Raw genomic sequence first — 22,569 nt, 5'->3', positions numbered from 1 at the left:
GGGAGCGACATGGAGATCGTCGGACGCGGCTTCCTCGCCGGCAGCCTCAAGCCGCTGGCGTCGGCCCACCCCGGCACGGTGGTCTTCGCGGCCGGCGTGTCCAGCGGACACAGCACCGCCGACGCGGAGTTCGCCCGCGAGGCCGAGCTGCTCTACCGGGTCCTCGACCGCTGCCGACGGGACGGCCGACGGCTGGTCTACTTCTCCACCTGCGCCAGCGGCATGTACGGCGCCGGCAGCCACCGCAGCCGCGAGGACCGGCCGGTCTTCCCCAACTCCCCCTACGGGCGCCACAAGCTGGCGATGGAGGGGGTGCTGCGCGCCTCGGGCGTCGACACCCTCGTCCTGCGGCTCGCCTACACCGTCGGCCGGGCCCAGCGCAGCCACCAACTGCTGCCCTCACTGGTCGCGCAGATCCGCGCCGGCTCGGTGCGGGTGCACCGCGGGGCGCGGCGCGACGTGGTGCACGTCCTCGACGTGGTCGCGGTCATCGACGCGCTGCTCACCGCCGGCGTCTCCCGCGAGGTGGTGAACGTCGCCTCGGGGCACGCGGTGCCGATCGAGGAAATCATCGCCCATCTGGAGGCCCGGCTGGGCACCACCGCCGCGAAGCAGACCGTGGACGTCGCCGACGACCACTCGGTCTCCAACGAGAAGCTGCTCCGGCTGCTGCCCGCCGAGACCCGGCCCGCCTTCGGGCCCGACTACTTCCGGACGGTCATCGACCGCTACCTGGAAACCCCCGATCCCCCTTACCCCGCTGACTCGAAAGGCATGACATGACCGTCCTCGCCCAGACCTCCGGCCCGGCCTCGGTGGCCCGCGCGCTGCTGCGGCTGAACACCTCCTACTTCCAGGCGAAGGTGCTGCAGAGCGCCGTGGAGCTCGACCTCTTCGGGCTGCTCACCGAGGGCCCGGCCACCGCGGAGGAGCTGTTCGAGCGGCTCGGCCTGCGTGCCCGGCCGGGCGGCGACTTCCTGGACTCGCTGGTCGGCCTCGGCCTGCTGGAGCGCCACGACGGCCGGTACGCCAACCACCCGGAGGCCGCCGAGTTCCTCGTCCCCGGCAGCCCGCGCTACCTCGGCGGCTCGATCGCCCAGCACTCCCGGCTGCACTACCGTTCCTGGGCCTCGCTGACCGATGTGCTGCGCAACGAGCCGGCCAAGGTCCAACGGGACTTCCGCAAGGACTTCGAGAACCTCGACGGCGTGCGCGGCCTGATGGGCCACATGGACGCCTTCAACAGCTTCGTCGCCCACGAGCTGGACCGCTGCGTGGACTGGTCCCGCCACACCTCCTTCGTCGACGTCGGCGGGGCGCGCGGCAACGTGGCCGCCCACCTGGTCCGGGTCCACCCGCACCTGAGCGGGGCGGTGTTCGACCTGCCGCAGGTGGAGCCGCTGTTCGACGAGCACATGGACGCGCTCGGCACCGCCGGGAAGGTCCGCTTCGTCGGCGGCGACTTCTTCGCCGACACCGCCCCGGCCTCCGACGTCGCGATCATCGGCCACGTCCTGCACGACTGGCCGCCGGCCGCCCGGGCCGAGCTGCTGAAGCGGGTGTTCGAGGCCGTGAACCCCGGCGGGATCGTCGTCGTCTACGACGCGATGCTCGACGACGGGCGCACCGACGCCGTCTCGCTGCTGCAGAGCCTCAACTGCGGGATCATGCGCGACGGCGGCTCCGAGTACACCGTCGCGGAGTGCCGCCGCTACGCGGAGGACGCCGGATTCGCCTTCGTGTCGGCCGAACCGGTCGACTCCCTGACCGGGGACCGCGTCCTGATCGCGGCCAAGCCCTCCTGACCCCCGCGGAGTCGCTGTGCGCGTCCTGTTCACGACGGCGGCCTGGCCGTCGCACTACATGTTCATGGCCCCGCTCGCCTGGGCCTTCCGCGCCGCCGGCCACGAGGTGCGGGTCGCGGCCCAGCCGCACGTCGTGGAGACCGTCCTGGCCTCCGGGATGACGGCCGTGCCGGTCGGGCCGGACCTCGACTTCGCCCGGCTGCACCGCAAGTTCGTGGCGGAGACCGATCCCGCGCTGTACCGGACGCGGGACGCGATCATCACGATCTTCCACCGGGTGGCCGAGATGATGGCGCCCGATGTGGTCGCGCTCGCCGACGCCTGGCGGCCGGACCTCGTCGTCCGCGACCCGGTCGCGTTCGCCGCCTCGGTGGCCGGCCAGGTGGTGGGCGCCCCGGTGGTCCGGCACGCCTGGGGGCCGGACCTCTACGGCACCGACCCCGGCAAGTGGCTCGCCCACCACGTCCTGGAACGCCTCGGCCCGACGTACGCGCTGTACGGGGCCGAGGCCCCCGAGGCCTTCGACCGGCTCGCCGTCGACCCGACGCCGCCGAGTCTGCGGATCACCGCGCCCGGCCCGTCGCTGCCGATGGAGTACGTGCCCTACAACGGGCCGGGCACGGTGCCGTCCTGGGCGCTGGAGCGGCCGGAGCGGCCCCGGGTCTGCATCACCTGGGGCACCTTCACCTCCACCGCGACCGACCAGCCCGAGATGTTCCTCGTCCCGAAGATCCTCGACGCGCTCGCCGGGCTCGACGTGGAGCCGGTGCTGGCGGTCACCGCCGCCGAGCGGGAGCTGCTCGGCGAGCGGCCCGGAGTGCGGATCGTGCAGGACCTGCCGATCCACACCGTCCTGCCCGGCTGCTCGGCGGTGGTCCACCACGGCGGCGCCACCACCGTGCTCTCCGCGGCCCGCTTCGGCGTGCCGCAGCTGACCATGCCGCACCTGTTCGAACAGCGGCTCAACTCCGACCTGTTGGAGGCGGCGGGCGCCTGCGTCCAGCTGACCGCCGAGCACGCGGACGTCCCGGCGATCCGCTCGGCGGTGGCCGAGCTGGTCCGGCCCGGCGCGCCTCAGCTCGCCGCCTCGCGCGGGCTGCGCGAGGAGATCCTCGCCATGCCCCCGCTGGCGTCGGCGGTCGACCGGATCGAGGCGTGGCTGTGCGACGGTGCCGCCGGGGACATCACCGGCTGAGAGGAGGAACGATGGAGTACGACGTCGTCGTCGCGGGCAGCGGGCCGGTCGGCCTGATGCTCGCGGCGGAACTGCGCCTGGCCGGCGTCCGCGTCCTGGTGGTCGAGAAGCTCACCGAGCCGGCCGGCCACGACCGGGCGGGGGTGCTGCACACCCGCACGGTCGAGTACCTGGACATGCGCGGCCTGCTGGAGCGGTTCAAGGACGGCATGGCCACCGTCTCCGGCCTGCCCTTCGGCGGCATCTTCAGCCGCGGCCTGGACCACAGCCTGGTGGAGACCAGGCACCCGTACAGCCTCCTGGTGCCGCAGTCCCGGACGGAGGAACTGCTCGCCGAGCACGCCGCCGCCCTGGACACCGAGGTCCGGCGCGGCCACGAGCTCACCGGCCTGGCCCAGGACGCCGACGGGGTCACCGTCACCCTGGCCACCCCGGCGGGCGAGCGGCGCGTCCGGGCCCGCTACCTGGTGGGCTGCGACGGCGGCCGCAGCACGGTGCGCCGGCTCGCCGGCATCGGCTTCCCCGGGTTCGCGCCCTCGGTGAGCGCGCTGATCGGCTACGTGACGCTCACCGAGCGGGACGTGCCCAAGCGCTGGCAGCGCACCGAGAACGGCGTGGTGGTCCTCGCCTTCCCGCCGGAGGGCGGGATCGGACGGGTGGTCGTCATCGAGTACGGCCGCCCCCACCCTCCGGCCGACGAGCCGGTCACCCTGGAGGAGCTGCGGACCGCCGCGCACCGCGTGTACGGACGCGAACTCGACCTGGTGGAACCGGTGCTGTGGATGTCCCGGTTCAGCGACGCGACCCGGCTCGCCGAGAGCTACCGGTCCGGCCGGGTGCTGCTGGCCGGGGACGCCGCCCACATCCACTTCCCGATCGGCGGCCAGGGCCTGAACACCGGCGTCCACGACGCCGTGAACCTGGGCTGGAAGCTGGCCGCCGAGATCCACGGCTGGGCGCCGCCCGGCCTGCTCGACAGCTACCACCGGGAACGGCACCGCGCCGTCGAACGGGTGCTGCTGTACACCCGGGCGCAGCTGGCACTGATGAACCCGGACGAGCACCACGTCACCGCGCTGCGCGAGGTCTTCGAGGAGCTGCTGTTCCTGGAGGACACCAACCGGCACCTCACCGCCGCCCTCAACGGTATCGACCTGCGCTACGGCGACGAGGAGGGCCCGGACGACGGCGCGGCCGCGGACGGCGGCACCGGCGGGCGGCATCCGCTGGTGGGCCGCTTCGCCCCGGATCTCGAACTGGAGGCGGACGGCCTGGCCACCCGCCCCGCCGAACTGCTGCGCCGCGGCCGCGGCGTGCTGATCGACCTGACCGCCGGCGGCGGGCCGGCCCGGGCGGCCGCCCCCTGGCACGGGCGGATCGACGTCACCGCGGCCCGGCCCCCGCAGGGCGGCGCACCGGCGGCCCTGCTGGTCCGCCCGGACGGCCACGTCGCCTGGGCGGCGGCCGAGCCCGGGGCGGCCGCGACCGACGGGCTGACCGCGGCCCTGGCCCGCTGGTTCGGGCCACAGGACTGGAGGTAACGCACCATGGAACACCGGCACCTGGGCCGCAGCGGGCTGCGGATCAGCGAGGTCGTCTTCGGCAACCTGCTCTACCCGCAGGACAGCACGCCCGACGAGAGCGTGCTCGGCTGCCTGCGGGCCGCTCTGGACAGCGGGATCACCACCTTCGACACCGCGGACATCTACGGCATGGGGCGCTCCGAGCAACTGCTCGGGCGCGCCCTGGCCGGCGAGCCGCGGGACGGCGTGGTGATCTGCACCAAGGTCTTCTTCCCCACCGGCACCGGGCCCAACGGCTCGGGCCTGTCCCGCAAGCACGTCCGCGAGGCCCTGCACGCCTCGCTGCGCCGGCTCGGCACCGACTACGTCGACCTCTACACGGCGCACCGGTACGACCCGAACACGCCGCTGGAGGAGACCGTGTCCGCCTTCGCGGACCTGGTCCGGGCGGGCAAGGTGCTCTACATCGGCGTCTCCGAATGGACGGCGCCGCAGATCGCCGAGGCGGCCGCGCTGGCCCGCTCGATGAACGTCCAGCTGGTCTACAACATGCCGCAGTACTCGGCGCTGTGGCGCGAGCCGGAGGCCGAGGTGATCCCGGTCTGCGAACCGCTGGGGATCGGCCAGATCCCGTACTTCACGCTCGCCCAGGGAGTGCTCACCGGGAAGTACCGGCCGGGCGCCCCCGCGCCGGACGGCTCCCGCGGCGCGGCCGAACTGGTCGGCGGCCGGGCTAGGTTCATGCGCCGGCTGCTGACCGACGAGGTCCTGGAGCGGGTCGCCCGGCTGGAGCCGGTCGCCGCCGAGGCCGGTCTGACGCCGTCCCAGCTCGCGGTGGCCTGGGTGCTGCACCGGCCGAACGTGGCCGGTGCCGTGATCGGCGCCTCCCGGCCGGAGCAGGTCCGGGAGAACGCCGCCGCGTCCGGGGTCAAGCTCGAACCGGGGCTGATGGCGCGGATCGACGACGTCCTCGGCCCGGTGGTGTCCGGCGGGGGCTCCGATGGCTGAGCCGCGGCGGTCGCTGCTGACCGAGGAGCGCACCGGGCGCGGCGAGCCGTCCCGGTACGCGGCCGAGCTCTTCGAGGGCCTGCGCCGGTGGCCGGGCCGCACCGCTTTGCGGGACGGCGACCGGCTGGTGAGCTTCGGCGAGCTGGTGGAGCAGAGCAGCCGGATCGCGCGGGCCCTGGAGGACATGGGGATGACCCACCGCGAGGGTGTGGTCTGCCTGGCCGGCAACTCCCCCGAGCACGTCGCCGTGCGACTGGCCGCCCACCTGCTGGGCTGCCGGTTCGTTCCGCTGCACGCGGGCGACCCGGCGGACGTGGCGGCGTCCCGCGTGGTGGCCGCGGAGCAGCGGCCGGCGGTCTTCGTGGTCGACCGCCGGGGCGCCGCGGCGCTGGGCGCGCCGGAGCCCGGCGTGCTCTCCCTCGGCGTGCCCGGCTTCGGCACCGACCTGTCCGCCCTGGCGGCGCGGATGCCGGGCGGACCGATGCGCCCGCGCGCCCGGGAGCAGGACGTCGCCCTGGTGGCGTACTCCCGCGGCACCACCGGACCGCGCCGCGGCGCGGTCCACCGGTTCGCCGCGATGAACGTGACCTGGCGGCGCCCGCACGAGGGCGAACTCGGCGACTTCCCGGCCGGGGTGACCACGCTGGCGGTCAGCCCGCTGGCCGGCAACGGCGGCGAGGTCGCACTGATGCTGATGCGCGCGGGCTGCACGGTCATGCTGATGAACGGCTTCGACGCCGGCCGGGTGCTGGCCACCGTGGCGTCGGAGCGGATCACCAGCACCTACCTGCCCGCGCACCACTTCACCGAGCTGGTCGCCCACCCGGACCTCGACCGCACCGACCTGTCGAGCCTGCGCTACCTGCCGTACGGGAACGGGCCGGTGCCCGCGTCCGTGGTGCGGCGGGCGGTGGAAACGTTCGGGCCGATCCTCTCGCAGAACTACGTGAGCAGCGAGGTCCGCGCGATCAGCCTGCTGCGGCAGGAGGACCACCGGGCGGCGGCGGGCCCGCGGCCGGAGCTGCTCGGCTCGGTGGGGCAGCCGCTGCCCACCGTGGACGTGCGGGTCTGCGGCCCGGACGGCGAGCGGCGACCGGCCGGCCGCTCCGGCGAGCTCCGGCTGCGCGCGCCGCACATGATGAGCGGGTACTGGCGCGACCCCGCCGCCACCCGGCGGGCGCTGGACGGCGGCTGGCTGCGCACCGGGGACGTGGGCCGGGTCGACCGCGAGGGGTACGTCTACCTGGAGGGCCGCCTGCCGGAGTGAGAGCCGCCCCGGGTGCCGGCGCGACGGAGGAGCCCGAGGAGCCTGGACGGCTCCTCGGGCTCCTCCGCGGTACGGGTGCGACCGCTCCCGTCAGGCGTTCTCGCGGGCGAAGGTGCGGGTGCCGACGTAGACGCAGACGGCGGCCAGGAGAACGGAGACGAGCGTTCCCTCCAGCACGGCCGCGGTGGCGTAGTGGCCGGCGAACAGGTCGCGGATGGCCTCCACCACGTACCGCAGCGGGTTGAGCCGCGAGATGACGTCCAGCCAGGTCGGGGCGAGGCTCATCGGCAGCAGGATGCCGGCGAGCAGCATGATCGGCAGGGCGGCCGAGGTGAGCAGCGGGGCGAACTGGTCCTCGGACTTGAGGGCGACGCCGAGCGCGAGCGAGAGCGAGGCCAGCGCGATGCCCAGCAGGACGACGAGGACGACGGCGGCCAGGACGCCGAGCACGCCGGCCCGCAGGCCGAGCAGCACGCCGACCACGACGATGATCGCCGACTGGGTGAGCAGGATCGCGACCTCGCGGCCGACCCGCCCCATCAGCAGGGCGAAGCGGCTGACCGGGGTGACCCGCAGCCGCTCGATCACGCCGGAGCGGACGTCCGAGATGATGCCGAACCCGCAGAAGCCGGCGCCGAAGAGGGCGAGGTAGACCAGCACGCCGGGGACGAAGGTCTGCCAGGTGTCGCCGTCGCCGCCCATGCCGCCGACCTTCGTCAGCAGCGGGCCGAAGAGCAGGAGGTAGAGGACGGGCTGGACCAGACCGAGGACGATCGTGATCTTGTTGCGGAAGGTGAAGCGGACCTGGTTGTCGAAGACGAGCAGGGTGTCACGGAGGGTCTGCATGTCGGCCTCTGTTCAGACGGCGCCGGCGGTGGCGGCAGCGGCGGGTTCCTCGGAGCGGCCGGTGAGGGTGAGGAAGACGTCGTCCAGGGTCGGACGGTCGACCTGCACGGACACCGGTTCGACCTGACGTGCCTCCAGGGCGTGGAGCAGGTCGATCATGGTCCGGCTGCTGTGCTCGGTGCGGAACCGGAGGGTGTCGCCGGTGGTGGTCAGCCCGGAGGTGCCGTCCAGCCCCTCGACCACGGCGGCGGCCTCGCGCACGCCGCCGGGCGCGACCTCGATGGTGACGGCGTCGCCCGCGACCCGCCGCTTGAGTTCCTCCGGACGGTCCTCCACCAGGATGGTGCCGCGGTCCATGATGAGGATCCGGTCGCAGAGCGCGTCGGCCTCGTCCAGGTAGTGCGTGCTGAGGAAGACGGTGGCGCCGAGTTCGTCGCGCAGTCGGCGGATGTGCTCCCAGAGGTTGCTGCGGCTGGTCGGGTCGAGGCCGGTGCTGGGCTCGTCCAGGAAGATCAGCGGCGGCCGGTGGACCAGGCCGAGGGCGATGTCGAGCCGGCGCCGTTGGCCGCCGGAAAGGCTGCCGACGAGCCGTGTCGTCAGCTCCGCCAGGCCTAACTGGGCGGCCAGGGAGTCGATCTGGCTCTGTGCCTCGGCCTTGGACATGCCGTAGAGCCGGGCCTGCAGCATCAGCTCGTTGGCGACCAGTTCGGCCGGGTTGGCGCCGCCGCCCTGGGCGACGTAGCCGATCCGGCGGCGGACGCCGACCGGGTCGGCGAGCAGGTCGGCGCCGGCCACGGTGGCGGTGCCGGCGGTCGGTCGCAGCAGGGTGGTGAGCATCCGCAGGGTGGTGGTCTTCCCGGCGCCGTTCGGGCCGAGGAAGCCGACGATCTCGCCGGCGGCCACCGTGAAGTCGACGCCGCGCACCGCGTTCACCTCCCCGTGCGGTGCCTGGAACGTCCGGGCGAGCCCGTGGACTTCGATCATGTTCATGAGTGGACCTCCGTGGTCGGATCGTCGGTCTCGTCGGCCTGGTCGGCCGCTGTTGCCGGGTCGGCTGCACCGGATTCCTCGGCGCCGGCCGTCGGGCGGGCGCCGGAGGAGCCCGCGACGGCCTGCTCGATGACCCGGTCGAGGTCGTCCTGCCAGGCGAGCTCGGCGTCGAGCTGGATCACCCGGCGGCGGAACATCGCCGCGTCGAGCGGGCCGATCGTGCCGGCGCGGTGCAGGGCCTCGCCCTCCGCCGCGATGCCGTCGCGCATCGCCCGGATCGCGTCGCGGCGACGCTTGAGCAGGCCGAGCAGGGTCGGCAGGTCGTCGGTCCGGGTGAAGAGCAGCGCGACGCCGAACGGGTCGGTGCCGTGGTGGATCTCGGTGACGGCCTCTTCCCGCAACCCGCGCAGCTCGGCCTCGCCGAGGCCGGTGATGCGGTAGACGGTTCTCGCCGGCCGCCTGCCCACCTGCTCGGTTCGGACGGACTCGACGTGGCCGGTCTCGTCCATCGTCCGGAGCTCACGGTAGAGGGCGCCGACGCTGACGCCGCCCCAGCTGCTGACGCTCGTCACCTCGGCGATGCGGCGGATTTCGTGGCCGTGCAGCGGACCACTGTTCTGCAGCGTCCCGAGAACCATGAGTCGAGTTAGATTCACGGCTTTAGTATCGTGAGAGTAGTATCGCGAGTCAAGTTCATCGGACGGCATCGGAGGAGCAGCAGTGAGCCACACGGATCACGTCCCGGGCGGGGATGTCATCGAGATCGTCGGCGCCAGGACGCACAACCTGAAGGGCGTCAGCGTCACCTTCCCGAAGAACCGGATCGTCGCCTTCACCGGGGTGAGCGGCAGCGGCAAGACGTCGCTGGCCATCGACACCGTCCACGCGGAGGCGCAACTGCGGTACCTGAACGGCATCTCACCGTTCTTCCGGCAGTTCATCTCGCCCAAGGACCGGCCCCAGGTGGACCGGATCAGCGGGCTCGGCGTCACCCTCGCGGTCGACCAGCGCCGGCTCAACCGCAGCCCCCGCTCCACCCTCGGCAGCATCAGCGGGCTGAACGACTTCCTCGGGCTGCTCTTCGCCCGGATGCCCGCGCTCGGTCCGCTCGCCGTCGCCCACCCCGAGCTGCGCAACCTCACCAGCGCCTACTTCGACCGGTACAGCATGGAGGGCCGCTGCAAGCGGTGCGCCGGCATGGGCCACACCGACAGCGCCGAGGCGGACCGGATCATCACCCGGCCCGACCTCCCGCTGTTCGGCGGCGCGGGCGAGTGGTTCCAGCGCACCAACTCCGGCGAGCACCTGGCGCTGCCCACCCTGGCCGCGCAGCACGGCGCCGATCTCGACCGCCCCTGGCAGGAGCTGCCGGAGGCGTTCCGGCGCGCCGTCCTGCACGGCACGGACGGCGAGGCGGTCACCTTCAAGATCACCAGCAAGCACAAGAAGTCCGGCACCGAGACGGTGATCGAGCGCAGCGTGCCGCTGGTCGGCGCGGTCCGCGAGGTCACCCGGCTCTACGAGGCCTCCGGCACCGACACCGCGCGCGAGGCCTACGCCCGCTTCATGGTCCGGGTGCCCTGCCCCGCCTGCCACGGCACCGGCTTCGGCGAGACCGCCCGCACCCTCGAACTCGGCGGCCTCACCTACCCGGAGGTCATCAAGCTGCCGGTGGAGGAGCTGCGCACCTGGGTGGACGGCATCGACGCCACCCTCACCCCGATGCAGCGCGAGGTCGCCGTCAACGTGCTGCCGGACCTCGCCCGCCGGGTCCGGCTGATGGTCGAGCTCGGGCTCGGCCACCTCCAGGTGACCCGCACCGCGCCCTCGCTGTCCGGCGGGGAGCTCCAGCGCGCCCGGGTCACCGCGCAGCTGAACATGGACCTCAGCGGCATCATCTTCGTCCTGGACGAGCCGAGCGCGGGCCTGCACCCGGCCGACAAGCACCCGCTGCGCGAGATCCTGACCGACCTGCGCGACGCCGGGAACACCGTGCTCCTGGTCGAGCACGACCCCGAGCTCATCGCCCTCGCCGACTGGGTGGTGGACCTCGGTCCGGGCGCCGGCCGCCAGGGCGGCACCCTGGTCGCCTCGGTGCCGACCGCCGAGCTCAGCGGCCACCCGGAGTCGGTCACCGGCGCCTACCTCGCCGGGCGCGGCCCGCGGGTGCGGCGCGCCAAGCGGTTCGACGCGGGCGCGGCCGCGCGCCTGAGCCTGCTCGGTGTCGACGTCCACAACGTCCGGCTCGACCGGGTGGACATCCCGCTGAACACCCTGACCTGCATCACCGGGGTGAGCGGCAGCGGCAAGAGCAGCCTGCTGCACCAGGCGCTCGGTGCCGGGATGGACGCGGTGCTGCGCGGCGAGCGCCCGGCCGCCATGGCCGGCGTCGAGGGCGCCGGGCGCCTCGGCTGGGTGACCGTCGTGGACCAGGACCCGATCGGCCGCACCCCGCGATCCAATCCGGCCACCTACACCAAGGCCTTCGACACCGTCCGCAAGCTGTTCGCCGCCACCCCGCGGGCCAAGGCGCTCGGCCTCGGGCCCGGCGCGTTCTCCTTCAACTCCCCCGGCGGCCGCTGCGAGACCTGCACCGGCTACGGGCGGCGCCAGGTGGACCTGCACTTCATGCCCGACATGTGGGTGGAGTGCGACGTCTGCGAGGGCCGGCGGTTCACCCCTGAGGTGCTGAGCGTCACCTACCAGGGCAAGGCGGTCGACGAGATCCTCACGCTGACCGTGGACGAGGCCGCGGAGTTCCTCACCGCGCCCGCCGGGCTGGCCACCACGCTGCGCGCCGTCCAGCGGGCCGGCCTCGGCTACCTCCAGCTCGGCCAGAGCGGCACCGAGCTGTCCGGCGGCGAGGCGCAGCGGCTGAAGCTGGCCAACGCGATCCTGCTCGGCACCACCGGGCGCGGCCGTGGCCTGGTGCTGCTGGACGAACCGGTGACCGGGCTGCACCCCTCGGACGTGCAGAAGATGGTGGACGCCTTCGACACCCTGCTGGCCAGCGGAAACTCGGTGGTCATCGCCGAGCACGACCTGCACGTCGCCGCCTGCGCCGACTGGATCATCGACATGGGGCCGGGCGCCGGCGACCGCGGCGGCCGGGTGGTCAACCAGGGCACGCCGGCCGAGATCGCCGCCGGCCCGGGCGTCACCGGCGAGTACCTGCGCCGGGTGGTCCCGGCCTGACGGCGGCGGCCTCCCCGGGGCCGTCCTCGTCCAGCACACCTCAACCGTTTGTCGAGTCGTGTCCGGGACGATCCCGATCAAGGGATCGCCCCGGGCGCGGGCGGTCCGACCCGGGGCCACCGCCCGACCGGCCGGCGGGTCCGCGTCATCGACAGGAGTTGAGGAGCCACCATGTCTGCCACGTCCCAGTGCCGCATCTGCGGCGGCGCCGTCCACGAGTTCTTCGACTTCGGCCGACAACCGCTGGCCGACGCCTTCGTCGACCCGGCCGGCGGCGCCGAGGAGTTCTTCCACCGCCTGGCGGTCGCCCAGTGCGAGTCCTGCACGATGGTCCAGCTGCTGGAGGACGTCCCGCGCGAGCGGATGTTCCGGACCGACTACCCGTACCACTCGTCCGGCTCGACGGTGATGCAGCAGCACTTCCGGGCCACCGCACGGCACTTCCTGGACACCGAACTGCTCGACCCGGACGCGTTCGTGGTCGAGTTCGGCAGCAACGACGGCATCATGCTCGACACGGTCCACCGGGCCGGCCGGCGCCACCTCGGCGTCGAGCCGTGCAAGGGGGTGGCCGAGGCCGCCGCCGCCAAGGGCATCCGGGTGCGCAACGCCTTCTTCGAGGAGTCGACGGCCGCGGAGATCGCCGCCGCGGACGGGCCCGCCCAGGTCATCTACGCCGCCAACACCTTCTCGCACATCTCCTACGTCGACTCGGTCTTCCGCGGCGTCGACGCCCTGCTCGCCCCGAACGGGGTCTTCGTCTTCGAGGACCCGTACATGGCGGACATCGTCGAGCAGACCTCGTTCGACCAGATCTACGACGAGCACTTCTACTTCTTCACCGTGCGCTCCGTGCAGGCGATGGCCGCCCACTACGGCTTCGAGCTGGTCGACGTGGAGCACCTGGCCGTCCACGGCGGCGAGATCCGCTACACCGTCGCCCGCCGCGGCGCCCGCACCCCCGGTCCGGCGGTCGGCCTGTTCCTGGAGCGCGAGAAGGCCGCCCGGATCACCGAACGGGACACCCTGGCCCGGTTCGCGGCCGCCGTCGACCGGGTGCGCGACGACCTGCGCGCGGTGCTGGAGCGCTGCAAGGCCGAGGGCGCCACCGTCGCCGCGTACGGCGCCACCGCGAAGAGCGCCACCCTCACCAACTACTGCGGCATCGGCCCCGAGCTGGTGTCGTACGTCGCGGACAGCACGCCGGCCAAGCAGGGCCGGCTCAGCCCCGGCTCGCACATCCCGGTCCGCTCGCCGGAGGACTTCCGGGCCGACTACCCCGACTACGCGGTGCTGTTCGCCTGGAACCACGCCGAGGAGATCATGGCCAAGGAGGAGGGGTTCCGGCGAGCGGGCGGGCGGTGGATCGTCTACGTGCCCGAGGTGAAGGTGGTCTGAGGCGCTCCGGCGCCCACGGCAACGGGCCGGCCCCGCTCGATCGTCGAGCGGGGCCGGCCCGTCGTGCGGCGGGGCGTTGAGGGCGGTTCAGGGGCGGTCGGCCAGGGCCGCCGCCAGCTCGGCCAGGGCCTCGGGCAACTCCCGGCGGGGCCGCCAGCCGGTGGCGGACCGGAACGCCGAGGCGTCCACCACCGTGCCGGCGGCGTCCGCGGCCGTCGCCGCCGCGGGCGGCGCCACAGAGCCGACCGGGACGGCCGGGCGGCCGGTGCGGTCCGCGACGGCCCGCGCCAGCGCGGTGAACAGCTCCCGGACCGGGACGGGCCGTCCGGTGCCCACCGGCCAGTGCCGGCCCGCGAGTCGGGCGCCGTGGTCGAGGCAGGCGGTGAACGCGGCGGCCGCGTCGGTGACGTGCAGCAGGTCGCGCACGACGCTTCCGGTGCCCCAGACGGTGAGCGGCTCCCCCGCCAGGGCGCGCCGCGCCATCGCGGCGACCACTCCGTGGCCGTCCGGCCCGGGGCCGCTGCCGTAGACGGTGGGCAGGCGCAGCGACACCGCGCGGAGCACGCCCTCGGCTCCGGCGGCCAGCAGCTCCGTCTCGGCGGCCAGCTTCTGCCGGGCGTAGACCGTGAGGGGCCGGTCGGGGCCGGTGCCGTCGACCACGCCGCCGCGGCCGGCCTGGGAGGCCGAGCCGGCCAGCACCACCAACGGGGGCGGCGCGCCGGCCGGGCGGTGCCCGGCCCGCAGGGCACCGGCGATCTCGCGGACCAGGCCGGCGCCGAGCCGCTCGCCGAGCTCCGCGCCGCCGCCCTCCACGGCGCGCCAGCCGACCGCCGGGTCGAGGTGGGCCACCAGGTCGAGGACGGCGTCGGCACCGGCCACGGCCACGGCGGCCGCGCCGGGCACCGCGAGGTCGGCCACCACCTGCTCGACCACCGCGGCGCGGACCGCGGGCAGCACCGCGGGCCGCCGGGCCACCAGGCGCAGCCGGATCGGCCGCCGGGCGAGCTGTGCCACGACGGCCGATCCGATGTAGCCCGAGGCCCCGAGGACGACGACCAGCGGTGCGCGGCCGTCGCCGGGGGCCGCGCTCACGTCCCGGTGGCGGCGAGGTCGGCCAGGGTGGCGGCGACCTCGCGCGGGGTGGGCTGGTCCAGGATCTCCTGCCGCAGGCGTCGGGCGGCCTCGGCGTGGGAGTCGTCGCCGAGCAGCGCCGCGGCTGCGGCGCGGACGTCCCCGGCTCCGGTCCGCCCGGCGGGCAGCACCCGGGCGGCGCCGGAACCGGCCAGCACCTCGGCGTCGCTGATCTGGTTGGGGAGCTGTGGCAGCAGCAGCTGCGGCACACCGTGGTGGGCGGCGGTGAGCGCCGTCATGAAGCCGCCCTGGTGCACCAGGAGGGCGCAGCCGGGCAGCAGCACGTGCAGCGGCAGGTTCTCCAGCACCCGGACTCCGGGCGGCGGGGTGCCGAGCCGTTCGCGCTCCTCCGCGGTGACGGCGACGACGATCTCCGCGTCGAGTCCGGCCAGCCCGGCCACGACGTCGGCCAGACGGGTGCCGGCGCCGTCCAGGACCCCGGTGGTGGAGGTGCCCCAGGTGAGGGCGATCCGCGGGCGCCCGGCGGGCCGGTCGGCCCAGTCCGGCACCGTGCCGGGGCCGTTGTACGGCGGCCAGCGCAGCTGCAACCGGGTCGGCGCGGGCGGAGCCTGCAAGCTGGGCGGGCAGGGCGAGACGGTGCGGTGGGCCGGGTCCTGTCCTTGCAGGTCCAGGCCGTGACGCAGGTAGGGGTCCCAGTAGCCGGGGAGGATGTCCAGGATCTTCTCGCCGCCCTCGGAGCCGAGGATGTCGGGCCCCCAGAGGTGGCGGACGGCGGGCACGCCGAGGACGTGGGCGGCGACCAGGCCGGCCGGGGCCATGGTGTCGCCGATGACGAGATCGGGCCGCCAGGCGCGGGCGAAGGCGACGGTGTCGTCCAGGGCCGCGGTGGTCGCCTCGGCCCAGGCGCCGAAGAGCCCGCCGTCCTCGGCGGCGGCCGCCTCGCGGATCTCCTCGGCGGTGCCGGAGGTGCCGTCGGCCTTCTCCTGGGAGAGGGTCCGCCGGCGCACCGCCAGGTAGTCGACGTCGGGGCCGACCGGGACCATCGGCATGCCGGAGCGGACGATCGCCGGGCGCATGGACGGCTGGGCGGCGATCCGGACCTCGTGGCCGGCGGCGCGCAGCGCCCAGGCGAGCGGCACCATGGCCATGTAGTGGGTGGGCCAGCCGGAGGCGGCGACCAGGACTCGCAGCTCGGTCACTTCTCCACCAGCTGGGTCTCGTCGGTCCGCTCGGCGGCGGGCGGCTGCGGCGCGCCGAACGCTGCGGTGGTGATCGGCAGGGGCGGGACGCCGCGCGGACGCAGCAGCCGCACCATCGGCCGCTCGACCAGCCGGTAGAGCAGCCAGGCGGCGGCCAGCGCGATGAGGAACTGGGCGGCGAAGGAGAGGAGTCCGACCCACCAGGAGAGCACCGGCAGCGGGACCGGCAGCCAGTCCCGGTCGACGCCGAACTGCCAGAGCCGGCTGAAGAGTTCCTCCTGCACCAGCAGGTGGGTGAGGTAGAAGGAGAGCGAGATCTCGCCGAACCACACCAGCGGCCGCCAGCGCAGCGGGGACCAGCCGCCGGTGATGTCGGCGGTGCTGAGCGCCGCGATCAGCAGCGCGAACGGGATCACCATTCCGGCACCCAGCGACAGGTAGCTGGGCAGGTGGAGGTTGACGCCCCAGCCGACGGCGGTGAGCAGCAGGGCGACGGCGGTGTTCGGGCCGCGCCAGGCGCCGCGGCGCACCAGCAGGGCGAGCGCGATGCCGATGACGAACTCGGCCATCCGCATCGGCGGGAAGATGTAGGCGAACCAGTACCCCATCGGGCCGCCGTAGTCCTGCGTCGGGACCATCTCCATCGGATCGGGGCTGGTCAGCGTGAAGGTGTGCGAGACGACGTACGGCAGGACGAAGGCGAGCACGGTGCAGACCGCCGCGGCGGTGTAGAGCTGCCAGTTCCGCGCCCGCGCCAGCACGAAGACCAGGACCGGGAAGCAGAGGTAGAACAGCGCCTCGCAGCTGAGCGACCAGTCGAGGCCGGTCATGGTCAGGTAGTACCACTGGCTGGGCACCCAGTTCTGCACCAGGAAGACGTGCGAGAGGGTGACCTTCGTGCCGGGGACACCGTAGCGGACGGCGACCAGGGCGAAGGCGATCGCCGCGGTGACCAGGTGCACCGGGTAGACCTTGGCGATCCGGCGCCGGTAGAAGGAGCGCGCGGTGTCCCCCGGCCGCGCGATGTACGTCAGCACGAAGCCGCTGAGCAGGAAGAAGCAGGCGACGGCCGGCCCGCCGGAACGGGAGAACAGGGCGTGGAAGACGTCCTGCTGGAATTTGGAGTCGAAGGTGCCGCCGGCGAAGTGGAAGGAGAGGAAGAAATGCGCGCCGAATACCGTGAGGGCGAGGATTCCGCGCAGTCCGGTGAGCGACACGAGGTGGTCGGCTGCCGAACCGGGGGAAACCGCGGCGGCGGGCGGTGATTTTCTCATGAATGCCTCTCTCTGCTGGGGCGAAGTGCCTGGGGCGGGGTTCCGGCGGACTCTCCGAACGGCCGGACGGCCGGTCGCCGGGGAATTCAGACCAGCTTGTCGAGTTCGGTGACGACCTCCGCCGGGGCGGGCTGCTCCGCCATCTCCGCGGCGAGCCGCCGGGCGGCCTCGCGGTAGGGGCCGCCGGCCACGACGGCGGCCACCCGCTCGCGGATCGCCGCCACCGGGTCGGCCTCCCGGTCCAGCTCTCCGTAGGTGAGGTGGATGCCGGCACCGGTGGCGGCCTGGCGCTCGGCGTTGAGGGTGGGCTCGGGCCGGCGGGTGATGGTGACCTGGGGGACGCCGGCCCGGGCGGCGGTCAGGGTGGTCCCGGACCCGCCGTGGTGGACCACGGCGACGCAGCCGGGCACCAGCAGGTGCAGCGGCAGCGAGACGGCGGTGCGCACCGTGTCCGGCAGGTCGCCGAGCAGCTCGCGCTGGTCGGCGGTGGTGGCCAGGACGACCTCGACCGGCAGCGCGGCGACCGCCTCGACCGCCTTGCGCAGCAGGTCCGTCATGGCCGGGCCGAGCAGCTTGGCGGTGGTGGCGCCCCAGGTGACGCAGACCCGCGGGCGCCGCGGCGGTTCGAGCAGCCAGTCCGGCAGCGTCCCGGGCCCGTTGTAGGGGACGTAGCGCTCCTGGCGGACGTCCGGCGCGGGGCCGAAGCCCATGCTCGGCGGGCAGAGGTCGATCCAGGCGGCGGGCCGCAGCCGCACCTCGGCGCCGACCCGCTCGAAGAGCTCGACGTAGCCGTCCTGCGGCTCGTCGCCGAAGCCCTTCATCTCCAGCTTCTGCAGCCCGGGGCTGCCCCAGAGGTGGCTGACGTTCGGCACTCCGAGCGCGGCGGCGACCACCGGGCCGGCGTAGGAGACGGCGTCGTGGACGACCAGGTCGGGCCGCCAGTGCCGGGCGAAGGCGAGCAGGTCGTCCAGCATGCCGGCCGCCATGGCGAACTGCCGTTGCCCGAGCGCCTCCAGAAGCTGCTTGCGGGAGTCGTCCAGCAGGTCGGGCTCGACCGGCCAGCGGGCCGGCCAGCGGTCGTGGTCGTGCCAGGCGGACAGGTCGCGGTTGCGGGCGCTGCCGCCGAGGTCCACCGCGGAGCCGACCTCCACCATGGGGAGCCCGGAGCCGAGCACCGCGGCGGTGAGCGAGGGCGCACTGGCGACGCACACCTCGTGGCCGGCGGAGCGCACCGCCCATTCCAGCGGAACCATCGGGAAATGGTGGGACGGCGAGGGGAAAGTCGTGAACAGCACGCGCATTTTCGGGGCCCTCCGATTCCTGGGCCGGTACGGCCCGCCCGCAGTTTCCCGCGCGCGGACCTGAGAAGCGGTCGAGTCCGGCTCGACCCTGAATCGAGGAGCGGCTTCCGGTCTATTCCGGGCGGCCCCGCTCTGCCATCGTGGGGCGCATGAGGATTCTGCTCACGACGGCGCCCATGTACGGGCATGTCCTGCCGCTCGTGCCCCTTTCCTGGGCACTGCGGGCGGCGGGCCACGAAGTCCTGCTGGCGGCTCCCGGGGAATTCGCCGGGGTGGCGGGCGAAGCGGGCCTGCCCGCCGTCGCCAGCGCCGGCGCGGTGTCGATGGGCGGGATGATCGGCTTCGAGCGGGACGGCACGCCGGCCGCCCGCCCCGCCGACCCGCAGGGGCGGGTCAGGCGCAGCGGGCGCGGCTTCGGGCGGCTGGCCGCGCACGTCCTGGAGCGGACCCTGCGGATCGCCGAGCGGTGGCGCCCGGACCTGGTGGTCAGTGAACCGACCGAGTACGCAGGCCGGTTGGCCGCCGCGCGGCTCGGGCTGCCCTGGGTGGAACACGGCTGGGGCCTGCGGCTCTCCGGGCTGTACGCGGAGGCGGCGGAGCAGGAACTCGCGCCGGAACTGGCGGCGCTGGAACTGCCCGGGCTGCCGGCGCCGCGGCTGCGGCTGGACCCGTGCCCGGCGCGGCTGCAGCTCCCGGGCGGGCCGGCCGGACCGGTCCACCGGATCCGCTACGTCCCGTACAACGGGCCGGCCCGGGTGCCGTCCTGGCTCCGCGAGCCCCGCGAGCGCCCCCGGGTCTGCGTGACCCTGGGATCGATGGCGCCGGGCGCCAGGGCCGGGCTGCTGGCCGCGCTGCCGGCCGCCCTGGACGCGGCGGGCGTGGAGACGGTGCTGGCCACCGGTGACGCCGCGCCCACCGGAGCACTGCCCGCTTCGGTGCGCGCGGCGGGCTGGCTCCCACTGGACACGGTGCTGCCGGCCTGCGACCTGGTGGTCCACCACGGCGGCCCGGGCACCGCGATGACGGCCATGGTGCACGGCCTGCCGCAGCTGGTCCTGCCGTTCTACCTGTCCGACACCACCGCGTACGCGGAGCGGCTGTCGGGGCTCGGCGCGGGCCGCTGGCTGCCGCCCGAGCGGGCCGACGCGGCGGGTGTCGTGGCCGGCGTGCGGGCGTTGCTGGCGGATCCGGCGGTGCGGACGGCCGCGGCCGGGCTGGCCGGGGAGATCGCCGGCCTCCCCGCGCCCGCGGAGGTCGTCCCGGTCCTGGCGGAGCTGGTGCGGAAGGAGCGTGCGACATGCGTCCGTTAGCGGTGGAGGGGGCGTGGGAGGTCACCCTGAGGCCGCACCACGACGAGCGCGGCGCCTTCGCGGAGCTGTACTCGGTGGACCGGCCGGCCGGCCCCGACGGGCCGATGCCGGTGGCCCTGGCCGGCCTCTCGGTCTCCCGCCGGGGCGTGGTCCGCGGCATCCACTACGTCAGCACGCCGCCTGGGCAGGCCCGGTACGTCACCTGCGTGGCCGGTGAGGTGCTGGACGTCGTGGTCGACCTCCGGGTCGGCTCGCCCACCTTCGGCCGTTGGGACTCCGTCCGGCTCGGGCCCGGCCACTGGCGGGCCGTCCAGCTCGCCCCGGGGCTGGGCCACGGCTTCACCGCGCTCACCGAGGACGCCACGGTGCTCTACCTGTGCTCCGCGCCCTACCGGCCGGAGCTGGAGCGGGCGGTCCACCCGCTGGACCCGGAGCTGGCCCTGCCGTGGCCGGACACCCAGGACCGGCTGCTCTCCGACCGCGACCGCCTCGCCCCGACGCTCGCCGAGGCGCGCCGCGCCGGGCTGCTCCCGCTCGCCCCGGCCGCCCGCGCGGCCGGCTCCCCCGCCGGCCGCGTCACGGACCCCACCGGACCGGCCGGCCCCACCGAGACTGCCTGGAGGCGGACATGACCACGGCGGAGAAGGGCCCGGCGGCGCCGCCGGACGGGCCGCGGGTACTCATCGCGGGCGCCGGCCCGGTCGGCCTGGCGACGGCGCTCGAACTGGCCCGGCGCGGCGTGCCGGTGCGGCTGGTCGACGCGGCCGACGGCCCCGCCGCCACCAGCCGGGCGATGGCGACGCACGCCCGGTCGCTGGAGGTCTACGACCAGCAGGGCGTGCTGGCCGACATGATGCCGCGCGGCCGGGTCATCCAGCGCTTCACCATGCACCTCAACGGCCGCCGGCTGGCCGTGCTGGGCCCGGACTACTCGCAGGTGCCCACCCGGTTCCCGATGACCCTGATGATCGACCAGGCCGCCACCGAGGACGTGCTGCGCCAGGCCGTCGCCAAGCAGGGCGTGGAGATCGAGTGGGGGGTGCGGCTGGAGGGCTTCGAGCAGCACGAGGACGGCGTCACCGTCGAGCTGAGCGGTCCGGCCGGCCCCGAACGCGCCTCCGTCGGCTGGCTGGTGGGCTGCGACGGCGGGCACAGCACCGTCCGCCGGCTGCTCGGGCTGCCGCTGATCGGCGACTCCACCGAGACCTGGCTGATCGCCGACGCCGAGGTCGACATGGACCTGCCGCAGAACAGCATCCACTGGATCAAGGTCGGCAGCGGCACGGTCATGGCCATCCCCTTTCCGCAGGAGGGCAAGTGGCGGCTGCTGGACACCGCCGACACCTCGTACGCGGGCGATCCGCAGGACGTCGCCGAGCGGTTCGCCGGCAAGCTGCGCCGCGGGCTCGGCCGGCCCGTCACCGTGCACCGGCCCGGCTGGGTGTCGGTCTTCACCATCCAGCAGCGGATGATCCCGGCCATGCGCAGCGGCCGCTGCCTGCTCGCCGGGGACGCCGCCCACGTGCACAGCCCCGCTTCGGGCCAGGGCCTCAACACCGGCCTCCAGGACGCCTACAACCTCGCCTGGAAGCTCGCCCTGGTCGAACACGGCCACGCGGACCCCGCCTTGCTCGACAGCTACTCGGCCGAGCGGGTGCCGGTCGGCCGGGCTCTGCTCGGCTCCACCCGCAAGGCCACCCGCCTGGTGCAGCTGCGCAACTCCGCCGCCGGCGCGGCCCTGCCCGTGGTGTTCGCCCTGGTGCGCGCCTTCGCACCGCTGCGCGGCCGGATCGAGCGGAAGATCATCGGTTCGATGTCCGCCCTGGCGCTGGAGTACGCCGACAGCCCGCTCACCGTGCCCGACCGCCGTCCGGCCGAGGCCGCCGGGCCGCGCGCCGGCAGCCGGCTGAGCCAGGTCACCGCCGAGCGGGCCGACGGCCCCGGCTGGAGCGCCCTGCTCGACGAGCTGCGCGAGCTGCGGCCCAGCCTGCTGGTGGCCGCCGGCCCCGCGGGCGCGGCCGAGGCCGCCGCAGCGGCCCGCGCGGAGCACGGCGACTGGCTGTCGGTGCGCACCGTCGCCGGTGACGGCCCGGCCGCGCTGCCCGACCCCGGCGGCGCGCTCCGCGCCGACCTCGGCCTGCCGCCCGGCGGCTGGCTGCTGGTCAGGCCGGACGGCTACCTCTGCGCCCGCGGCGACCGGCTCACCCCGGCGGACCTCGCCGCCGCCCTCGACGTGCTGCGCGGCCGGCGCCGCGCGGCCCGGGAGGTGTGACCGTGGACCTCGGGCTCACCGGCCGGACGGTGCTGGTCACCGGCGCCTCCGCCGGCATCGGCCGGCAGACCGCGCGGGCGTTCGCCGCCGAGGGCGCCCGGGTGGCGGTCACCTACCGCACCGGCGAGGCCAAGGCCCGGGCCCTCGCCGAGGAGCTCGGCGCCGCGGCCGGCCGGGCCCTCGCCGTGCCGTACGACCTGGGCGACCCGGACTCCGTCGCCGCGGCCTTCGCCGAGGTGGAGCGGCGGTGGGGCGGGGTCGACGTCCTGGTGGCCAACGCGCTGCGGCGCGGCCGGCGGCGGCCGCCCGGCAGCCGCACCGAGGAGGTGCCGGCCGCGGAGTGGCAGCCGCTGCTGCGGGACAACCTGGAACAGACCCTGCGCACCGTCCAGCTGGTGCTCCCCGGGATGCGGGCCCGCGGCTGGGGCCGGGTGGCGCTGGTCTCCTCCCACCTCGCCCGGGACGGCGCTCCCGGCCAGGAGTTCTACGCCGCGGGCAAGGCCGCCCTGCACGGCTTCGCCCGCAGCCTCGCCTGGGACGCCGGGCCTGACGGCGTCCTGGTCAACGTGGTCAGCCCCGGCCTGACCCGGACCGAGGGCGTCCTCGCCGACCTGCCGGCCGAGGTCCGCGAGCGGGAGCGGCTGCGCACCCCGACCGGTCGGCTCAGCGCGCCCGAGGACGTGGCCCGCACCGTCGCCTTCCTCTGCTCGGAGGCGAACGGCAACATCACCGGCGCCGTCGTCGACGTCTCCGGCGGCCGCTGACCCGGCGCGCGCCCGACGGCCGCGCGACGACCACCCCCGTCTTCACCCCGATGCGCCTCCGGCGCTCCGTCAGCCCCGGGCTCCGGCCCACCGAGCTCCTCGTCGAGCTCCCCCGTTGAGAGAGGAAACG

The 22,569-nt window shown here is 74.7% G+C and carries 19 protein-coding genes; 12 read left to right on the top strand and 7 right to left on the bottom strand.

Annotation, left to right across the window (positions count from 1 at the left end; genetic code table 11):
• Window positions 1-9 precede the first annotated feature (9 nt).
• Genes ACF9IK_RS31740 through ACF9IK_RS31715 form a run of 6 tightly spaced genes read left to right on the top strand, consistent with a single transcriptional unit; the run spans window position 10 to window position 6,798 of the window.
• Window positions 10-783, top strand: a complete 774-nt coding sequence (locus tag ACF9IK_RS31740; protein ID WP_395297511.1) for an NAD-dependent epimerase/dehydratase family protein — start codon at window positions 10-12, stop codon at window positions 781-783.
• Window positions 780-1,805: a methyltransferase gene (locus ACF9IK_RS31735; RefSeq protein WP_395297510.1), complete on the top strand. Its 1,026-nt coding sequence runs from the start codon at window positions 780-782 to the stop codon at window positions 1,803-1,805. The genes ACF9IK_RS31740 and ACF9IK_RS31735 overlap by 4 nt, the downstream gene beginning before the upstream one ends.
• A gap of 16 nt (window positions 1,806-1,821) precedes the next feature.
• Entirely contained in the window at window positions 1,822-3,000 is a 1,179-nt protein-coding gene (locus ACF9IK_RS31730) for a nucleotide disphospho-sugar-binding domain-containing protein (RefSeq protein ID WP_395297509.1), read from the top strand.
• 11 nt (window positions 3,001-3,011) lie between these two features.
• The gene (locus tag ACF9IK_RS31725) at window positions 3,012-4,541 is read left to right on the top strand and encodes an FAD-dependent monooxygenase (RefSeq protein ID WP_395297508.1); all 1,530 of its coding nucleotides are present in this window, start codon (window positions 3,012-3,014) and stop codon (window positions 4,539-4,541) included.
• A 6-nt stretch (window positions 4,542-4,547) separates the two neighbouring features.
• A complete protein-coding gene (locus tag ACF9IK_RS31720; protein ID WP_395297507.1) occupies window positions 4,548-5,531 on the top strand; it encodes an aldo/keto reductase family protein in 984 nt (327 codons plus the stop codon).
• Complete coding sequence (locus tag ACF9IK_RS31715) at window positions 5,524-6,798, top strand: AMP-binding protein (protein ID WP_395297506.1); 1,275 nt, start codon at window positions 5,524-5,526, stop codon at window positions 6,796-6,798. Before ACF9IK_RS31720 ends, ACF9IK_RS31715 begins: the two co-directional genes overlap by 8 nt.
• Window positions 6,799-6,888: 90 nt before the next feature.
• On the opposite strand, the gene ACF9IK_RS31710 is transcribed toward ACF9IK_RS31715, so the two are convergent.
• Genes ACF9IK_RS31710 through ACF9IK_RS31700 form a run of 3 tightly spaced genes read right to left on the bottom strand, consistent with a single transcriptional unit; the run spans window position 6,889 to window position 9,272 of the window.
• A complete protein-coding gene (locus ACF9IK_RS31710) occupies window positions 6,889-7,644 on the bottom strand; it encodes an ABC transporter permease (RefSeq protein WP_395297505.1) in 756 nt (251 codons plus the stop codon).
• Window positions 7,645-7,656: 12 nt separating this feature from the next.
• Window positions 7,657-8,634, bottom strand: coding sequence for an ATP-binding cassette domain-containing protein (locus tag ACF9IK_RS31705; RefSeq protein WP_395297504.1), 978 nt, complete (start codon window positions 8,632-8,634; stop codon window positions 7,657-7,659).
• Window positions 8,631-9,272 carry a PadR family transcriptional regulator gene (locus ACF9IK_RS31700; RefSeq protein WP_395297503.1) on the bottom strand — a complete coding sequence of 214 codons (642 nt, stop codon included), beginning with the start codon at window positions 9,270-9,272 and terminating at the stop codon, window positions 8,631-8,633. The genes ACF9IK_RS31705 and ACF9IK_RS31700 overlap by 4 nt, the downstream gene beginning before the upstream one ends.
• 82 nt (window positions 9,273-9,354) lie before the next feature.
• Here ACF9IK_RS31700 and ACF9IK_RS31695 point away from each other — a divergent pair, with 82 nt between their 5' ends.
• Both ACF9IK_RS31695 and ACF9IK_RS31690 read left to right on the top strand, forming a co-directional pair.
• Window positions 9,355-11,829, top strand: coding sequence for an excinuclease ABC subunit UvrA (locus ACF9IK_RS31695; protein WP_395297502.1), 2,475 nt, complete (start codon window positions 9,355-9,357; stop codon window positions 11,827-11,829).
• A gap of 171 nt (window positions 11,830-12,000) precedes the next feature.
• Window positions 12,001-13,227 (top strand): methyltransferase domain-containing protein, encoded by a 1,227-nt coding sequence (locus ACF9IK_RS31690; RefSeq protein ID WP_395297501.1) that lies wholly within the window; start codon window positions 12,001-12,003, stop codon window positions 13,225-13,227.
• A gap of 87 nt (window positions 13,228-13,314) precedes the next feature.
• Here ACF9IK_RS31690 and ACF9IK_RS31685 read toward each other — a convergent pair whose 3' ends face one another.
• The 4 genes from ACF9IK_RS31685 to ACF9IK_RS31670 form a co-directional block, all read right to left on the bottom strand.
• Complete coding sequence (locus tag ACF9IK_RS31685; protein WP_395297500.1) at window positions 13,315-14,319, bottom strand: NAD-dependent epimerase/dehydratase family protein; 1,005 nt, start codon at window positions 14,317-14,319, stop codon at window positions 13,315-13,317.
• The gene (locus ACF9IK_RS31680; protein ID WP_395297499.1) at window positions 14,316-15,518 is read right to left on the bottom strand and encodes a nucleotide disphospho-sugar-binding domain-containing protein; all 1,203 of its coding nucleotides are present in this window, start codon (window positions 15,516-15,518) and stop codon (window positions 14,316-14,318) included. The genes ACF9IK_RS31685 and ACF9IK_RS31680 overlap by 4 nt, the downstream gene beginning before the upstream one ends.
• Entirely contained in the window at window positions 15,515-16,792 is a 1,278-nt protein-coding gene (locus ACF9IK_RS31675) for an acyltransferase family protein (RefSeq protein WP_395297498.1), read from the bottom strand. The genes ACF9IK_RS31680 and ACF9IK_RS31675 overlap by 4 nt, the downstream gene beginning before the upstream one ends.
• An 86-nt stretch (window positions 16,793-16,878) precedes the next feature.
• On the bottom strand, window positions 16,879-18,045 hold the full coding sequence (locus tag ACF9IK_RS31670) for a nucleotide disphospho-sugar-binding domain-containing protein (RefSeq protein ID WP_395297497.1): 1,167 nt from the start codon (window positions 18,043-18,045) through the stop codon (window positions 16,879-16,881).
• A gap of 197 nt (window positions 18,046-18,242) precedes the next feature.
• Here ACF9IK_RS31670 and ACF9IK_RS31665 point away from each other — a divergent pair, with 197 nt between their 5' ends.
• The 4 genes from ACF9IK_RS31665 to ACF9IK_RS31650 are packed head-to-tail and all read left to right on the top strand — an operon-like array spanning window position 18,243 to window position 22,439.
• Window positions 18,243-19,403 (top strand): nucleotide disphospho-sugar-binding domain-containing protein, encoded by a 1,161-nt coding sequence (locus ACF9IK_RS31665; protein WP_395297496.1) that lies wholly within the window; start codon window positions 18,243-18,245, stop codon window positions 19,401-19,403.
• Window positions 19,391-20,035 (top strand): dTDP-4-dehydrorhamnose 3,5-epimerase family protein, encoded by a 645-nt coding sequence (locus tag ACF9IK_RS31660; RefSeq protein WP_395297495.1) that lies wholly within the window; start codon window positions 19,391-19,393, stop codon window positions 20,033-20,035. Before ACF9IK_RS31665 ends, ACF9IK_RS31660 begins: the two co-directional genes overlap by 13 nt.
• Window positions 20,032-21,675 carry an FAD-dependent oxidoreductase gene (locus ACF9IK_RS31655; RefSeq protein WP_395297494.1) on the top strand — a complete coding sequence of 548 codons (1,644 nt, stop codon included), beginning with the start codon at window positions 20,032-20,034 and terminating at the stop codon, window positions 21,673-21,675. Before ACF9IK_RS31660 ends, ACF9IK_RS31655 begins: the two co-directional genes overlap by 4 nt.
• A gap of 2 nt (window positions 21,676-21,677) precedes the next feature.
• A complete protein-coding gene (locus tag ACF9IK_RS31650) occupies window positions 21,678-22,439 on the top strand; it encodes an SDR family NAD(P)-dependent oxidoreductase (protein ID WP_395297493.1) in 762 nt (253 codons plus the stop codon).
• Window positions 22,440-22,569: the final 130 nt, after the last annotated feature.

The sequence above is a fragment of the Kitasatospora hibisci genome, from assembly GCF_043950205.1.
GTDB classification, from domain to species: domain Bacteria; phylum Actinomycetota; class Actinomycetes; order Streptomycetales; family Streptomycetaceae; genus Kitasatospora; species Kitasatospora hibisci.
The sequence above is the reverse complement of the archived record's forward strand: the minus strand, read 5'-3'. Positions and strand labels throughout refer to the sequence as shown.

Bases quoted from the DNA above. Each gene is read 5' to 3' on its own strand.
- ACF9IK_RS31660 (WP_395297495.1), top strand. From the start codon at position 19,391: ATGCGTCCGTTAGCGGTGGAGGGGGCGTGGGAGGTCACCCTGAGGCCG.
- ACF9IK_RS31655 (WP_395297494.1), top strand. From the start codon at position 20,032: ATGACCACGGCGGAGAAGGGCCCGGCGGCGCCGCCGGACGGGCCGCGG.
- ACF9IK_RS31665 (WP_395297496.1), top strand. From the start codon at position 18,243: ATGAGGATTCTGCTCACGACGGCGCCCATGTACGGGCATGTCCTGCCG.
- ACF9IK_RS31675 (WP_395297498.1), bottom strand. From the start codon at position 16,792: ATGAGAAAATCACCGCCCGCCGCCGCGGTTTCCCCCGGTTCGGCAGCC.
- ACF9IK_RS31725 (WP_395297508.1), top strand. From the start codon at position 3,012: ATGGAGTACGACGTCGTCGTCGCGGGCAGCGGGCCGGTCGGCCTGATG.
- ACF9IK_RS31740 (WP_395297511.1), top strand. From the start codon at position 10: ATGGAGATCGTCGGACGCGGCTTCCTCGCCGGCAGCCTCAAGCCGCTG.
- ACF9IK_RS31710 (WP_395297505.1), bottom strand. From the start codon at position 7,644: ATGCAGACCCTCCGTGACACCCTGCTCGTCTTCGACAACCAGGTCCGC.
- ACF9IK_RS31715 (WP_395297506.1), top strand. From the start codon at position 5,524: ATGGCTGAGCCGCGGCGGTCGCTGCTGACCGAGGAGCGCACCGGGCGC.
- ACF9IK_RS31705 (WP_395297504.1), bottom strand. From the start codon at position 8,634: ATGAACATGATCGAAGTCCACGGGCTCGCCCGGACGTTCCAGGCACCG.
- ACF9IK_RS31690 (WP_395297501.1), top strand. From the start codon at position 12,001: ATGTCTGCCACGTCCCAGTGCCGCATCTGCGGCGGCGCCGTCCACGAG.
- ACF9IK_RS31700 (WP_395297503.1), bottom strand. From the start codon at position 9,272: ATGGTTCTCGGGACGCTGCAGAACAGTGGTCCGCTGCACGGCCACGAA.
- ACF9IK_RS31735 (WP_395297510.1), top strand. From the start codon at position 780: ATGACCGTCCTCGCCCAGACCTCCGGCCCGGCCTCGGTGGCCCGCGCG.
- ACF9IK_RS31720 (WP_395297507.1), top strand. From the start codon at position 4,548: ATGGAACACCGGCACCTGGGCCGCAGCGGGCTGCGGATCAGCGAGGTC.
- ACF9IK_RS31670 (WP_395297497.1), bottom strand. From the start codon at position 18,045: ATGGTTCCGCTGGAATGGGCGGTGCGCTCCGCCGGCCACGAGGTGTGC.